The organism is Allobosea sp. LjRoot237 (genome assembly GCF_964253285.1).
Taxonomy (GTDB): Bacteria; Pseudomonadota; Alphaproteobacteria; order Rhizobiales; family Beijerinckiaceae; genus Allobosea.
The window spans coordinates 5,045,318-5,060,171 of sequence record NZ_CAXUQP020000001.1 but is presented as its reverse complement, the minus strand read 5'-3'; the positions used below and the strand labels follow the sequence as shown (position 1 = coordinate 5,060,171).

The window sequence follows — 14,854 nt, the reverse complement described above, 5'->3', positions numbered from 1 at the left end:
TCAGTTGCCCATCAGCGTGACAGCGAGCGTGGCGAAGGAGAGCACCGCCGCGAGGCCCGAGAGGAAGCCGAGGACGACCGTGACCTGCCGGAGCGGCGCCTTCGCCTCCTTGCGGATCGCGACCAGCCGGTCGTCGAAGGCGCGCAGCGTCTGGTCGAAGCGCATCTGAAAGACATCGAGCTCGGCAAGCCGCGTCGCGACTGCGCCGTTGCCCTCGCTCTCCTCCGACTGCTTTGTCTCGGCCTCGCGCTGACGATGCTCCGCCAGCTGCACGCCAAGCTCGCCAACCTTGTCGAGCAGCTCCTTCTGGGTCAGCTGCGAGCGCCGCTGCAAGGCGATCAGCGCCTCGACCCGGTCGAAGAACCGCGCCAGCGGCACCGCGATCGCCGCCTCCGCGGCGAGCTCCGCCGGCGGCGGCAGGCGCAGTTCGAGCTCGGCGCCGGTGCTGGGCGAGACACCGACGATCGTCAGCGCATCCCGCGCCGCGGCCGTCCGGTCGTCGAGCTCCATGGCGAAGGCATGCCTGCCGTCGCCGATGCCGTTGCGACGCAGGTCGATGCGGCCCTGGTCGGCCACTGCCTCCTGCACCTTGAGACCATTGCGCATCAGGCGCACGGTCAGCCGCTCCTCGGGACGCGTCTCGTCCCAGATCCAGCCATGCAGCCGGTTGCCGTCGAGCGCGTCGACGCGCCCGTTGAGCCGGGCCGGGGTTTGGCTCGCTTCGGTCACGGTCCCATCCGGACTGTGCATCGTCGTCATGCTGGTCATGCCGCCTCCGCCAGTTTGAGTTGATCGAACAGGGCAAGATGCGCTTGCGCGCAGGCGCCCATGCCGGGTTGGGGATCGATGCCGTCGACGAGGCGGTGCCAGAGCCCGTCCTCGCTCGCGGCGCGCCGCATCACCTGCGCGAGATGGCGGGGATCGCCCGGACGAGCATGCAGCCCGTCGACGCCGTCGCGCACCATCTCGGCCATGCCGCCGATATTGCTGGCGATCACCGGCCTGCGGTGCTGGAAGGCTTCCTGGATGACGAGGGGTGCGTTTTCGTACCAGATCGACGGCATCACCACCCAGTCGACCTCGGCCATCAGCGCCGGCATCTCGTCGCGGCGATAGGGGCCGCAATGCGTGACTTCGGCGCCTGCTTCCGCCAGCGCCTTGTCGAGCGCTGTGGTGAAGGTCTCGCTCTGGAACGGTGCGCCGCCATGGATGCGCAGCTCGAAACCGTCCGTTCCCTGCTCCCGCATGAGCTTGGCGGCCTGCAGCAGCGGCAGTGCCCCCTTCCAAGGATTGAGATTGCCGAAATAGCCGAAGCGGTTGCGCGCGCCATGGGTATGCCGGTGCGGTACCGGCATCTGCGCCGGCCTTGCATTGGCGACGACCTCGATCTTGTCGCCCGGCAGACCCCAGTCGACATAGCGTTGCCGCAGGAACCGGCTCGGTGCGACGAAGCGATCGACGGCGGCAAGATGCGTCTTCAGGAAACGCTCACGCAGCAGGAAGCGGTCCGGGCCGATCTCCGGGAAACAACCATGGCATTTCCCGGGCGTCGCGCCGGTACAGCGCTGCTTGTCGCTGACGCGCACCATCAGCCCGTCATGATGGCAGATCGAATAGTAGTCGTGCAGCGTCATCACGATCGACGCCTGCGGCAGCAACCGCCGGGCCAGCGCCAGGAACTCGGCGCCGATCAGCACGAGATGGTGGACGTGGATCACGTCCGGCCGGAACTCGGTCAGCAGCGAGCCGAGATCCTGCAAGGTGCCGTAGTGATCGATCTGGCTGAGGTGGAAGCGGTCGAAATGGCCGCTCCACAACAGCAGGTCGCCATCCGCTCCGGTCGCCTGGAACGCGGTGCCGGGATGCGGCTGGCGATGGATCGCATTGGTCGCGCCGAGGAAGAGCACCTCGCAGCCCTCGGCGCGATAGGCCTTCGCCAGGTCATGCGCGAAGATCTCGGTGCCGCCGGGATGCAGGTCCGGATGGTTGTGGGCGACGACGAGGATGCGCCGGCTCATCGCTGGACTCCCGGTTTCACCGCGATCAGCAGATCCTGGTAGTGGGCCGCGCTCTGGCCGCGCCAATGGCCGGGGTCGAGCCGCTCGACGGCGAGACCGGCCTGCGTCGCATGTTCGAGCAGGAAGCCGGCATCGATCCCGGCGGCCGCCAGCGGCGCCTCTTCGATCGCGTACCAACCCGGCCCCTCACCCCAGCGCCGGAACTTCAATCTCTCCTGGCCGGTGACCTGGCCATCGAGCGCGAAGGCGGTCAGGAACAGGCGCCCGCCCGGCGCGAGCAGGCGCGCCGCCTCGTTCAGGTAGACTACGAGCTCGTCCGGCGGCAGATGCGTCGCCACCGAGGTCATGGTGATGAAGTCGAAGCTCTGGTTGGCGAAGCCGAAGCGTACCTCGTTGCCTGGCAGCGAACCCTGCGGATTATAGAGCGGGTGGGCGATGTCGAGGCGCTGGAAACGGAAGCGCGGATAGGCCGGAGAGATCGTCTGGGCGCACCAGAGGATGCCGTCCATGACGGGATCGACCCCGTCATAGCTGCCGCGCCCGGGGTCGAGATATTGCGTCAGCGGCACGGCCATGCGGCCGATGCCGCAGCCGATGTCGAAGACGCGTTCATGCGGCTTCAACCGGCCGATCCGGACGAAATGGCCGAGGAACTCGGCGCCGATGGCGCGATAGTCGCCGTCACCGACGAAGATCGAATCCGGCGGCGGGTGCGGCAGGAAACGGTTCGTCTGGACGTGGGCCATCAGCCAAGCGAGCTCGGGCGTCGCCGGCTCGATCGCGGGAGCCGGTTCCGGCGTGGTCTGTCGCAAGGCCAGGGTCGCCGTCATGCCGCTGTCGCCCTCCTGAGATTGGCGCGGGAGAGAAGGAATTCCGGGTCGGGGCGCAGATCCGGCGCCGGCGCGGGCTGTTGCGGCGCGGGCTTGTCGATCGCCGCCATCAGCGCCTCGATCTGCCCGTCCCAGCGCCGGGTCTGGAGCCAGGAATTGTGCTGCGAGGCGACGCCGCGGGTGTAGTCGATGCTCTTCGAGATCGACTGGCGCTCGAGATGGTAGAGCGAGACGCTGGGCACATAGACGACGCCGAGCCCGGCCCGAGCGATCTTCAGGCAGAGGTCGCTATCCTCGTAGTCACCGATGACATAAGCGTCATCGAAGCCGCCGACCTCCATGAACAGCGCCCGCGGCAGCACGATGCAGGCGCCGGTGACGCCGGGCACCGGGCGCTCGATATTGGCCGGCGCGTAATGGCTCGGCATGCCCTTGAAGTAATGATGGTTGAGCCAGGTGCCTTTGCTGTCGCGCTTGAAGTAGAGCCCGGCATGCTGCAGCGAGCCGTCATCGTAGAGCAGCTTGGGACCGACCGCGCCGATGCGCTTGTGCCGGTCGAGCCGCTGGACCAGTGCCGGCAGCCAGCCTTCGCTGTCAGGGATCACGTCGGAGTTGACGAGGGCCAGCGCCTGCCCGCGAGAGGCGGTCGCGCCGGCGTTGCAGGCGGCAGAGAAGCCGCCATTGCGGCCCATCACCACCAGCTGCATCGGCAGTCCGTAGGCGAGGAACAACCCGCCGAGGAGATGGGCGACCTCGGCCTCGTGCTCGGGCGAGTCGAGCACGTAGATCAGCTCGGCCTGCTCGCTGAACCAGCGATCGGCGGCGAAGGCGGCGACCTGCACGCGCAGGAACTCGTAGACGCGATAGAGCGGGATCACGACCGAAACCGTCGGATTTGCCGGCGCCTTGCCAAAGCTCCTGATCTGCGGTTCCGGCAGGGTCTCGCGCAACGCCTTCTGGCATTCCGCCAGGACCGGTGCGATCGTTCGCTCCAGCATCTGCGCGCTGAGATGCTGTGGCGGGATCGCGGCCAGCGCCCGGGCGCGGATGGCGACGGTGTCCGCCGGCTGCACGGCAGGGCGCAGCGACAGGACGGTGCCGGATTTCAGCCGGAGCTCGACCCGCGGCTGCAGCACCGGCGCGCCCGAGGCGTAGCCCCGGACCAGCGCAGCGAAGCCGGTGGCGCGCTTCACGTCACCGTTGGAGCCGGCCGGCAGCAGTGCCGGGAAACGCTCCAGCCGATCGAGCACCGGTATCGGTTCGCCTTCGGAGCGGTGCAGCAGCACCTGTTCGAGCACGCCCTCGGCATCGCGATACCAGCCGCCCAGCAGCAGGCCGGCCGGGGTGGTGACAGCAAGGTCGAGCTCGGCCGACGGGACGTCGTCATTGCGCCGCACTGTCTGGACGGCGAGGGGAAGCCGGCGCTGCATCTCGATCGCCAGCAGACGGCCCTGTTCGGAGAGGCCGGTGAGCTGCTCGACGAGCCAGTTGCGCAGGCCATCGCGCTGGCTGGCCTTGCCCGCCCACCAACGCCCCAGCGAGGGAATATCCTGCCGCGGCGTGACCGCGCGGACGATCAGGCCGGATTCGGCCTGAAGGATCAACAGGCCGCCGGCCTGAGGTGAGAATTCGTCGATGATCAGGTGCAGGGGACGGTTGCCGGCGCGATCCGGGCGCCCGAGCCGCGGCCGGGCGGCGAGGCGTGACAGGCCGCTCGAATCGAGCCTGTAGGCGGTGCGCACGCCGGAGAGCCGGCCTGGAACCGTCGATTCCAGCAGGACCTTGCCCTCGGCGAGCCGGGTGACAGGTGTCGCCGCGCCCGGCTTGCGCGCGAGAATCAGCAGGAACTGGCGCAGGAAACCAAGATAGCTGGCGCTCTCGCTGAGGCCGAACAGGCTGGGCCAATGGCCGATCAGGGCGTTGGCGAGCGTGCGTCGCGCATCCGGCGTGATGTCCCGTACCAGCTCATCCGCATCGGCCATGCCATGGACGAGGTCGGGGTCGAACCGAGCCGTGATGTCGCCGCCGGAACTGTCGTCCGAAAGAGTTGCGACGAGGTCGCCGGCGCCATGACGAAAGACGACCAGCACACGCATGCGGCCGTCGCCGAGGGCGAGCGCGATCGAGCCCGAGGCGAGGCGCTTCTCGCGCGCCGTCAGCGCAATACGCGGGCGGGAGAGCACGGGTGCTTCGATGGTCCAGCTCAGCAGAAAAACCGAGCCGCTCAGCCGGGACAGATCCAGCTGCGGGCTCAGGCCTTCCGCAACTGGTGCAGGCGCGAGAGAGAGCATGGGTGCCATGTTCCGAAAAAGGGGCAGGGATGCGGCGCCGGCCAGAGAGAACTCCGGCCGGCGCCGCGCCGCGTCAGGCGACCGTGAAGTAGGAGCCCGGGTCGGCCTGGATATCCTCGGCGGTGACGCCGACGATGGTCACGGTGTCGCCATTGCCGAGATCGATGACGGCATTGCCGCCGACGGTGGTGGCGCGCGCCGCCACGTCCTCGGCCGAGCCGATATCGGTGCCGTTGATGCCCGAGGCGACCTGCAGCAGGTCGTGGCCGGCGTCGAAGTCGAGCACGACATCGTTGCCGCCGCCGCCGTTGAAGACGAAGACGTCATCGCCCGCGCCGCCCTGCAGGATGTCGTCGCCCGCGCCGCCGAACAGCACGTCGTCGCCAGCGCCACCCTGAAGGATGTCGTCGCCGGCACCGCCCTGGAGCAGGTCGTTGCCGTCACCACCCTGCAGGACGTCGTCGCCCTTGCCGCCCAAGAGGACGTCGTCGCCCACGCCACCGCGCAGCACGTCGTTGCCCTCGGCGCCTTGCAGAATGTCCTCGCCGGCGCCGCCTTGCAGGATGTCGTCACCCTTGCCGCCGGAGAGGAAGTCGTCGCCTTCGCCGCCGAGCAGGGCATCGTCGCCATTGCCGCCGAAGAGGGCGTCGTCACCTGCGTCGCCGGAAAGGAAGTCGTCGCCATTATCACCGAAGATAATGTCGTCACCGTCCTCACCGAAGACTGTATCGTCGCCGTTGCCGCTTCTGACGAAGTCGTCGCCGGCGCCAGCATGAACCACGTCGCTAAAACGGGTCCCTATCAAGAAATCATCAAACGCACTGCCTTCGATCGTGGCCATTCGTCACCTCCTGGGTGATCAGAGAGCACCTTCGCATAACGCAGAAATAATTCTGCATTATCCGAATAACGGTGCGGTTCTGACGGCGAGCCCAAAGGACGCCATCGTCGACGAGCGAGAGAGTAGCCAAGATATTCTGCTTATCAAGCAATCTATTATGACTTTTTTGCGATGCAGCAAAGTTATTGTCTTTTTATATATTGTTGAAGCAAGGATTATTGCCTGAAGTTGCTACGAAATTCGAAGTGTTTCTTCTGCAATATCGTTGCAGCTTTCGCTGCATCGTTCATCGGGCAAGGCCCGCCGGCGAACTCAATCCTCCCTGAAGGCGCGGTTGAAGCTGTCCCTGATGGGCGAGAGCAGATAATCGGCCGCAAAACGCCGGCCGTTGACGATCAGCACCTCGGCAGCCATGCCGGCGTGCAGCGTCACCTTGTTCTCGCGCAGGCTCTCCGGCGTGATCTCGGCGCGGACCACGAAGAAGGCGATGCCGGTCTTTTCATCGACCAGCTGGTCGGCTGCGACATAGCTGACCTTCGCCTGGAGCGGGGGTAGGAGCCGCGCATTGAAGGCGGTCAGCCTGACCTGCGTGTCGGCGCCGACGCGAACCGAGTCGATATCACGCGGGTCGACCTTGGCTTCGACGATCAGCGGCTCCTGCTCGGGCACGATATCGAGGATCGCCTCGCCCGCGGCGACGGCGCTACCGGCAGTGCGCATCCGGATATTGGCGACGATGCCTTCCTGTGGCGAGATCAGCACGAGCCGGCGCAGCACGTCCTGCGCCTGGACGATGCGCTCGACCACCTCCGAGAGCTGGAGCTGGCTGTCCTGCAAATCCTTGGCGATCTCGCTCTGGCGTTCGAGGCTGATCGACTTGATCTCGAGCTCCGCCCCGGCGACGGCCTGTTCGGCCTTGGCCATGCGCGCCTTCATCTCGCCGGCCCGCCCGGTGAGCTCGCTTTGCCGGGTCTGCAGCTCGACGAGCTGGGTGCGCTTGGCGTAGCGCTTCTCGTAGAGGTCCGCGATCGTCTTCACTTCCTCGTCGATCAGCGTGCGCTGGTTGCGCACCGCGTCGATCTGCGCCTGCAACGCCTCGGCCTCGGCCTGGTGCTGCTCGATCACGCGCTGCTGGATGCGGGTCTTGCCGTCATACACCTGGCTGCGGGCGCGGAAGAGCACGCGTTCGGCCGTGATCACCTCGCGTGCGATCGGCGTCATCGCCTTCTCGATATCATCGGGGAAATCGATCGCCGTCGTGTCGTTCTGCTCGGCTCGCAGCCGGGCGAGCCTGGCCTCGAGGCCGACGCGCTTGGCCTGGAGCTGCTGCAGCTCGGCGCGGGCGCGGGCATCCTCCAGCCTGAGCAGGGGCTCGTCCTTGGCGACGCGCTCGCCCTCGGCCTTGAGCAGGGTCTTGAGGATGCCGCCTTCGAGATGGCTCACCGTCTTGCGCCGGCTGTCGACGATGACGGTTCCCTGCGCGACGGCGGCGTTGTCGAGCCGGGCCGTCACTGCCCAGGCGCCGAAGCCGCCGAAGCCGATCGCCACTGCGGCGACGCCGGCGAGGACGAGATTGCGCAGCGAGGGCATGCGCTCCTCGGGCTCCGCCTCGATCTTCAATGGTACGAGCGCACGGTCCGGCCGGCGCAGCATCGGAAGCTCGCTCATGCGCTCACCTCGCGGGCCGCAGGTGTCTGTTTGACCGGATCGAGCTCGACGATGCCGCCGGGCGTGATCATGCCGGCGACTGCCGAGCGCGGGCCGAACTGGGCGACGCGGCCCTCGCGCAGCACCAGGATCTTGTCGACGACCTGCATCACCGAAGGGCGATGCGCGATTAGCACGACGATGGCGCCGCTCTCGCGGGCGGCATTGATGGCCCGGATCAGGCTCTGCTCGCCCTCGGCGTCGAGATTGGCGTTGGGCTCGTCGAGCACGATGAGGCGTGGCATGCCGTAGAGCGCCCGCGCCAGGCCGATGCGCTGGCGCTGGCCGCCCGACAGCTTGAAGTCGCTGTCGGCGACGCTGGTGTCGTAGCCGAGCGGCAGGCGGCCGATCAGCTCGTGCACCCCGGCGATGCGGGCGGCCTCGAGGATGGCGTGCGGATCGGGCTTCCGCATCCGGGCGATGTTCTCGGCGATGGTGCCGTCGAGCAGCGAGACCGATTGCGGGAGATAGCCGACCATGTCGCCGAAGGAGCCGCGCTCCCACAGATAGGTGTTGTGGCCGTCGAGATAGACGCCGCCGACATTCGGCCGGAGCACGCCGACGAGCAGCCGTGCCAGCGTCGATTTGCCGGCTCCGGACGGCCCGATCAGGCCGAGCACCTCGCCCGGCTGCAGCGTGAAGGAGATGCCCTTGATCACGGTCTGCTCGGAGCCCTTAGGGGCGTAGACCAGCCGATCGATGACCAGATCGCCCTCGGTTGCTGGTGTCGGGACGCTCTGGCGCTGCGAGCTCTGCGATTGCAGGAGGTCACGCACGCGCTTCCAGGCCGCTGCGGCGAGGACCCATTGCCGCCAGTCGGAGATCATCGAGTCGAACGGGGCGAGCAGACGTCCGAGCAGGATGCTGGCGGCCATCAACGTGCCGATCGAGACCTCGTGCTTGATGATCAGCACTGCGCCGGTCGCATAGATGCCGAGCTGCATGGTCATGCGGCTGGAGCGGGTCAGGGCTGCGATGAATTTGCCGCGCCGTGTGCCGAGATCGAGATGCTCCAGCATCGCGACCTGCTTGGCGCGCCAGCGGCTGGACAGCGCCGGCAGCATGCCCATCGCCTCGATCGTCTCAGCGTGGCGCAGGCTCGCGCTGATCTCGTTGATCGAAGCGACGCCTTCTTCGTTGGCATCCTTGAGCGAGCGGCGGGTCAGCATGTCGGAGAGGACGCCGAGCAGCAGCAGGATCAGCAGCGAGGCCAGCCCGACCAGGCCGTAGACCCAGTGGAAGGCGAAGAGCACGGCGAGGAAAATCGGCGACCACATCGCCTCCAGCGGCGTCGCGATCGCAGAACTCGCGATGAAATAGCGGATCTCGTTGAGATCGCGGATCGCCTGCGTCGCCTGCCCGGAGCCTTTCTCCAGCGAGGTCGAGACGGCAGCCTGCATCGCCGGCAGGTTGAGCCGGCGGGCGAAGATGCTCGCCATCGTCTGGAAGGTCAGCGACCGGATGAATTCGACCGCGCCATAGAGCGCGAGCCCTCCGACCGCGATGATGAGCAACATCGTGAGCGTGTCGTAGCTGCGGCTGACGATGACGCGATCCTGCACCTGCAGCATGAACAGCGGCACGGTCAGCAGCAGGATGTTGACGCAGAAGCTGAGGAAGCCGGCATAGGCCAGCCCGCCGGTAAAACCGCGCTGCAGGCTTCGAATCAGGGCGTCGGCAGGTTGGATCGCAACCTTCATGCAGGTCTCCGAAGGGGCTTGGCCATCAGATGGCGCCATCGACGCCTATGCCGGTACGGCAGGTTCTGAACGTTATAGAAAGCGTGACATACAAGTCGTGTCTATAATATGACAGATGATGCCTTGTGAAACAAAGGCAATTACCGAGAATATGGCAGAAGGGTGCTTTATTTCAAAATTTGAAACAGTTCACAACTATGATGTAACCGTTAAAATCTTAACGCCAGTTCGTTTGAGGTGGCATGTGCTTTGCGTATAGGCTATTCGTCAGCCCAGGGGCTCGGAGGGCTGATTGCTCATTTCGAGATCAGGCGGAGTAGGGAATGCATCTAAAACCCCATGACGGCGCTCGATTCCTAGGCAATGGCTTCAATGGAGATCATCGGGACGGCGTCCGCCGTCTCGAGCCCGAATCGGCTCCGGCGCGAGCGCCGGTGTCGCAGCTCGATCTGGCGCGCATGATCGAGCGGGCCAGTCGGCGCTTCCTCGATTATCTCAGGCTCGAACTCACCAAGCTCGGCGTCGACGACATCTCGCCCTCGCAGGTGATGGTGCTGTTCACCATCGGTTCTGGCGAAATCGCGGTGCGTGACCTGCTCGACCGCGGCCACTATGTCGGCTCGAACGCCTCCTACAATCTCAAGCAACTGGTCGAGAGCGGCTATCTGGAACGCGGGGCCTCGCCGCGAGACCGCCGCCTCGCCCGGATCTCGCTCTCGCCGAAGGGACAGCTTCTCGTCGAGCGATTGAAGCTCGTCGACGAGACCAGCCAATTCGGTCAGGGCTTAGATATCGACGTCGACGGCGACCTCCAGACCACTCACGACACGCTGCGCCGCCTCGAGCAATGGTGGGGTGACGCACTACGCTATGGCGGGATCCTGCTGGCCTCATGCACGTCCTATTCGTTCATCGTTCAGGATCTGGTCAGTTCGCTCACCTGATCCAGCGCCTCGTCGCCGAGGGTGGCGAGGTCACGCTGGTGACGGAGAAGCCGGAGCAGGACCGTCCTGGAATCAGGCAGATCGCCTATTCGGTAGGCGAACCGGCGACTGCGCATGCGACGCTGGCGGCGACCGACTACCATGTCCGCACGGGTGAGGCGGTCGCGGCTGAGTTGGCGCGGCTGCAGCGGCACGACAGGCCGGATGCGATCATCGGTCATGTTGGCTGGGGCGGCATGCTCTTCGCCAAGGACGCGATGCCGGGCGTGCCGCTGATCGGCTATTGCGAGTATTTTTACAATGCGACCGGTTCGGATCTCGATTTCGACCCGGCCTTCACCGTGCCGGAGACCGAGCGGCGGCGTATCCGGATGCGCAACGCCGCCCAGCTGGTGACGCTGCAGACGCTCGACTTCGCCTATGCGCCGACACGTTGGCAGCAGCTGCAATATCCCCGTGCGCTGCAGCAGCGCATAGCGGTCTGTCATGACGGCATCGACACCCAAGCCTGCCTGCCGGATGCGCAGGCGATGCTCACGCTGCCGGACGGGCGCGAGCTGCGCGCCGGCGATCCAGTCGTCACCTTCGCCGCCCGCGATCTCGATCCCTATCGCGGCTACCCGCAATTCATGCGGGCGGCGGCACGGATCGCGCAGGAACGACCCGACGTGCTGTTCGTCGCGGTCGGCGGCGATGGCCCGGGCTATGGCCGGCCGCGTCCGGATGGGCGGCTCTGGCGCGAGGTGATGCTGGAAGAGACGGGTCTTGGCGACCGCATCGTCCACATCCCATGGCTCGCCCATGCCGATCTCACCAGGCTGTTCCAGGTCTCGGCCGCCCATGTCTATCTGAGCGTTCCCTTCGTCCTGTCGTGGTCGATGCTGGAGGCGATGGCCTGCGGTGCTCTGATCGTCGGTTCGGCCACGCCACCAGTCCAGGAGGTCGTCCGGCACGGCGTCAACGGCCTGCTCGCCCCGTTCTTCGACGAGGCGCGGCTGGCGAAGACGGTGATCGCCGCAGTCGACAGGGGAGCCGAGCTGTTGCCGCTGCGCGCTGCCGCGCGTCAGACGGTCATCGCACGCTATGAGCGGGAGACTTGCGTCGACCGCCAGTTCGGCTTCATCGGCCGGCTCGTTGCCGAGGACGACCTGCTGGCGGCGCAGTGATTGGCTCGTCCAGCTTTCCAGCCACTTGGTTAGCCAGTTGCTGGCGCTTCTGACGGCAGCGCGCCGAAGAAGCCGATGATCTGCGTGATCCTGCCATCGTCGCCGATCGTCGCGATGTCGAGCCCTTCCGGCAGCCTGGTGCCGTCAGCCTCGATCACCTGCCAGGCGAAGCGGGCAAAGCCGTGGTGATGCTGGACCGCACTCGTCCTGACGACGCGGGCGCCAGGGCGCTGCGCCAGCACCCCGGCGATGTGGCCGAGCAGGGCTTCGGCGCCGTGGGCATCGGCCCTTGGGTCGGTGTAGCGCCCGCCCTCCGCCCAGATCTCGGCCAGTGCTGCGGCACGCGCTGCCGGCTCAGGATCGGACCAGGCCTCGCAATAGCGGTCGATGGTTGCCTCGATCGACATGGCCGATCCCTTCTGTGCCGAGCGATCTCAATTCGCGCTGTCGTAGGCCCAGCTGCCTTGGGTCTCGATCGCCGAGCGCACCGAATTGGCCAGGAAGCAGTTCGCGTGAGCCTCGTGGTGCAGCGTCTCGACAGCGGCCTCGTCCGGTGCCAGCGGGCCACTGAAGATGACGTGCGGCTTCAGCGTCACCGTCGCGATCCAGTCCTGCCCGTCGGCATTCCTTAGCATCGCGCCTTCGGCGGCGTCGGCATAGCTGTCGATCCGGAAGCCGCGCCGAGAGGCCAGGTCGAGAAACCAGAGCATGTGGCAGCTCGACAGCGCCGCGACATAGGCTTCCTCGGGATCGACATTCGCCGGATTCGAGAACGGCACGCGCACCACATGCGGCGAGCTCGAGGCTGGCACCTCCAGCCCGCCGTCGAAACGCCAGAGATGGGCGCGGTTGTAGCGGCGATCGAGGAAGATCTCCTCGCCGCGTTGCCAGGTGACCGTCGCGCCATGTGACGCCATCAGCTCTCTCCCTGTTCCGCACAGGCTGCGAGCACGACCGCGCGCGTCGCCTGCAGATGCTGATTGAGGATCGCTCGGGCGGCCGCCGCGTCTTTGACTGTGACGGCGGCGATCAGCTGTCGGTGCTCGTCCGCCCAGCCCTGCTTGCGCGCTCCGGGGCCGAGCGCCTGGGCGCTGAACCGATCGATCGGCGCGCGCAGCTGGCGGAAGAGAGCAAGGCTGCGGGGTCGCCCCGCCGGCCCGTAGAGCACTTGGTGGAAGGCGATATCGCCGGCGATCCAGCCGAGCCGGTCGTCGGCGTCCTCCAGAGCGTCCTGCAGCCGCTTGAGCTCGCGCAGCGAGCGCTGGTCGTGCTGGCCGAGTGCCCGTGCCAGCAGATCGTCCTCGACCTGCAATCTGAGATCGAAGAGCTCGTCGATCTCCCGTGCCTGTGGCCGAGTCACGCGGGCGCCGCGATAATGTTCGACATCGAGCAGGCCTTCATTCTGCAACTGCGCCAGGGCCTCGCGTACCGGGATGCGGCTGACGCCATACTCGGCCGCGATCTGCTCCTGGCGGAGAAGCTCGCCCGGGGGCCAGCGGCCGGCGTCGATCGCCTCGCGCAGGCGCTGCGCAAGGGCGGACGCGGTCGTGGCAGCGGCGAGGCGAGGGAGAAGCATGGGATAATTGTATCCAAAGTTCGAAAGGCTGCAAGTCGAATAACGTGATCCCGGCCGTGGGCGGCGGGTGCGCACGTCATGGCCAAATGGCGGGCGCTGTTGTCAGTTGCGTGTGCTCACAGCTACAAGCACGGCGAACGAGAGGTCGTTCGCACATGACATTCGAGATCGCCGCCACGCCGCAGGAGGCCGTCGACCGGCTGGAGCTGCTCTACGATCAGGCGCGGACGGCGCTGCGAAACGACCTGCAGCGGTTCTTTGAGACGGCGCAGCCGCCGACGCTGGAGGAACGGGCGCTCTATCGCTACCCGATGCTGCGCGTCACCTATGAGCCGTCCAAGCTGCCGGCGGCGACGCGGCGCGGCTACGCCAAATTCGCCATTCCGGGCATCTATTCGACGACGGTGACGCAGCCGGGCGAGTTCCGGGCCTATCTGCTCGACCAGCTCCAGCCGCTGGTCGCGGAATACGGCGCGACGATCGAGACCGGCGTCAGCAATCAGGAAATCCCTTACCCCTATGCGCTCGACGGCGGCGACGAGCTCGGCCGCGGCACGGTCACGGCGGCCGAGCTCGCCCGGCATTTCCCGACGCCGCTCCTGGCACTGGTCGGCGATGAGATCGCCGACGGCACCTTCGAGATCGTCGAGGGCGAGCCGCGCCCGCTCTCGCTCTTCGATGCGGTCCGGGTCGATTATTCGCTGCGGCGCCTCGTCCACTACACCGGCACCGACTGGCGCGCAGTGCAGCCCTGGGTGCTGCTGACCAACTATCACCGCTATGTCGACCAGTTCGTCCGGCTCGCTTTGGCCGAGATCGAGGCCGGCACGGCGCAGGCGCTGGTCGCGCCGGGGGGCATCCGCATCAATCGCGACGGCATCGATGTCAGCGCTGCCGAGCGGGTGATGTCGGCGCCCTGGCACCGCTTCCAGATGCCAGCCTATCACCTGCTCCGCGAGAGCGGCGAGGGCGTCACTCTCGTCAATATCGGCGTCGGCCCCTCCAACGCCAAGAACATCACCGACCATCTCGCGGTGCTGAGGCCGAATTGCTGGCTGATGGTCGGCCATTGCGGCGGGCTGCGCCAGACGCAGATCATCGGCGACTACGTCCTCGCCCACGCCTATCTCCGGCAGGACGGCATCCTGGACGAGCTGGTGCCACCCGATGTGCCGGTTCCGGCCCTGGCCGAGGTCCAGGTCGCCTTGCAGGAGGCAGCGGCCGAAGTCACCGGCGAGAAGGGCGACCGGCTGAAGCAGCGCCTGCGCACCGGCACCGTCGTGACGCAGGACGATCGCAATTGGGAGCTGCGCTGGACCAAGGAGCGCCGCCGCATCAACCTGTCGCGCGCCATCGCCGTCGACATGGAATCGGGCACCATCGCGGCGCAAGGCTACCGACTGCGCGTGCCCTACGGCACCTTGCTCTGTGTCTCCGACAAGCCGCTGCATGGCGAGATCAAACTGCCCGGCGCCGCCAACGCCTTCTATGAGCGCGCCGTCGGCGAGCACCTCAAGATCGGCCTTGCCGCGCTGGAGAAGCTGAAGGAAGCCGGCGCATCGATCCATTCGCGCAAGCTCAGGAGCTTCGACGAGCCGCCGTTCCGCTGATGCCGTCATGCTCGCCCCGTCCCCTCTCCCCCTGCGGGAGAGGGTTAGGGTGAGGGGTCGTGCAGCGCTGGTCGTGCCGCCCCGGACTGCGTTCCCGAAATCAAGACTTGTGCGACCCCTCATCCGTCTCGGCTTCGCCGAGCCACCTTCTCCCGCAGGGGGAGAAGGGAG

13 protein-coding genes are annotated in these 14,854 nt (G+C 66.8%); 3 read left to right on the top strand and 10 right to left on the bottom strand.

All coding sequences use genetic code 11. From position 1 onward, the window contains the following. From ACSQ24_RS24610 to ACSQ24_RS24580, 7 genes are all read right to left on the bottom strand, one after another. The gene (locus tag ACSQ24_RS24610; protein ID WP_436097225.1) at nucleotides 1-768 is read right to left on the bottom strand and encodes a hypothetical protein; all 768 of its coding nucleotides are present in this window, start codon (nucleotides 766-768) and stop codon (nucleotides 1-3) included. Beyond that, entirely contained in the window at nucleotides 765-2,018 is a 1,254-nt protein-coding gene (locus ACSQ24_RS24605; protein ID WP_436097224.1) for a glycosyltransferase family 4 protein, read from the bottom strand. Before ACSQ24_RS24605 ends, ACSQ24_RS24610 begins: the two co-directional genes overlap by 4 nt. Continuing rightward, nucleotides 2,015-2,848 (bottom strand): class I SAM-dependent methyltransferase, encoded by an 834-nt coding sequence (locus ACSQ24_RS24600; RefSeq protein WP_436097223.1) that lies wholly within the window; start codon nucleotides 2,846-2,848, stop codon nucleotides 2,015-2,017. The genes ACSQ24_RS24605 and ACSQ24_RS24600 overlap by 4 nt, the downstream gene beginning before the upstream one ends. Continuing rightward, nucleotides 2,845-5,139 carry a glycosyltransferase gene (locus ACSQ24_RS24595; protein WP_436097222.1) on the bottom strand — a complete coding sequence of 765 codons (2,295 nt, stop codon included), beginning with the start codon at nucleotides 5,137-5,139 and terminating at the stop codon, nucleotides 2,845-2,847. Before ACSQ24_RS24595 ends, ACSQ24_RS24600 begins: the two co-directional genes overlap by 4 nt. A gap of 73 nt (nucleotides 5,140-5,212) precedes the next feature. After that, on the bottom strand, nucleotides 5,213-5,980 hold the full coding sequence (locus ACSQ24_RS24590) for a calcium-binding protein (protein ID WP_436097221.1): 768 nt from the start codon (nucleotides 5,978-5,980) through the stop codon (nucleotides 5,213-5,215). A gap of 312 nt (nucleotides 5,981-6,292) precedes the next feature. Further along, the gene (locus tag ACSQ24_RS24585) at nucleotides 6,293-7,648 is read right to left on the bottom strand and encodes an HlyD family type I secretion periplasmic adaptor subunit (protein WP_436097220.1); all 1,356 of its coding nucleotides are present in this window, start codon (nucleotides 7,646-7,648) and stop codon (nucleotides 6,293-6,295) included. Further along, a complete protein-coding gene (locus ACSQ24_RS24580) occupies nucleotides 7,645-9,387 on the bottom strand; it encodes a type I secretion system permease/ATPase (RefSeq protein ID WP_436097219.1) in 1,743 nt (580 codons plus the stop codon). Before ACSQ24_RS24580 ends, ACSQ24_RS24585 begins: the two co-directional genes overlap by 4 nt. Before the next feature lie 434 nt (nucleotides 9,388-9,821). Here ACSQ24_RS24580 and ACSQ24_RS24575 point away from each other — a divergent pair, with 434 nt between their 5' ends. Next, on the top strand, nucleotides 9,822-10,331 hold the full coding sequence (locus ACSQ24_RS24575; RefSeq protein ID WP_436097218.1) for a MarR family winged helix-turn-helix transcriptional regulator: 510 nt from the start codon (nucleotides 9,822-9,824) through the stop codon (nucleotides 10,329-10,331). After that, nucleotides 10,280-11,497 carry a glycosyltransferase gene (locus tag ACSQ24_RS24570; RefSeq protein ID WP_436097217.1) on the top strand — a complete coding sequence of 406 codons (1,218 nt, stop codon included), beginning with the start codon at nucleotides 10,280-10,282 and terminating at the stop codon, nucleotides 11,495-11,497. The genes ACSQ24_RS24575 and ACSQ24_RS24570 overlap by 52 nt, the downstream gene beginning before the upstream one ends. A 29-nt stretch (nucleotides 11,498-11,526) precedes the next feature. Here ACSQ24_RS24570 and ACSQ24_RS24565 read toward each other — a convergent pair whose 3' ends face one another. From ACSQ24_RS24565 to ACSQ24_RS24555, 3 genes are read right to left on the bottom strand one after another with little or no spacing between them, the layout of a single operon-like run. Next, nucleotides 11,527-11,904, bottom strand: a complete 378-nt coding sequence (locus tag ACSQ24_RS24565; protein WP_436097216.1) for a nuclear transport factor 2 family protein — start codon at nucleotides 11,902-11,904, stop codon at nucleotides 11,527-11,529. 27 nt (nucleotides 11,905-11,931) lie between these two features. After that, nucleotides 11,932-12,414: an OsmC family protein gene (locus ACSQ24_RS24560; RefSeq protein ID WP_436097215.1), complete on the bottom strand. Its 483-nt coding sequence runs from the start codon at nucleotides 12,412-12,414 to the stop codon at nucleotides 11,932-11,934. Continuing rightward, entirely contained in the window at nucleotides 12,414-13,073 is a 660-nt protein-coding gene (locus ACSQ24_RS24555) for a GntR family transcriptional regulator (protein ID WP_436097214.1), read from the bottom strand. The genes ACSQ24_RS24560 and ACSQ24_RS24555 overlap by 1 nt, the downstream gene beginning before the upstream one ends. A gap of 155 nt (nucleotides 13,074-13,228) precedes the next feature. Between ACSQ24_RS24555 and ACSQ24_RS24550 the strand changes: the two genes are divergently transcribed. Beyond that, the gene (locus ACSQ24_RS24550) at nucleotides 13,229-14,683 is read left to right on the top strand and encodes an AMP nucleosidase (RefSeq protein ID WP_436097213.1); all 1,455 of its coding nucleotides are present in this window, start codon (nucleotides 13,229-13,231) and stop codon (nucleotides 14,681-14,683) included. Nucleotides 14,684-14,854: the final 171 nt, after the last annotated feature.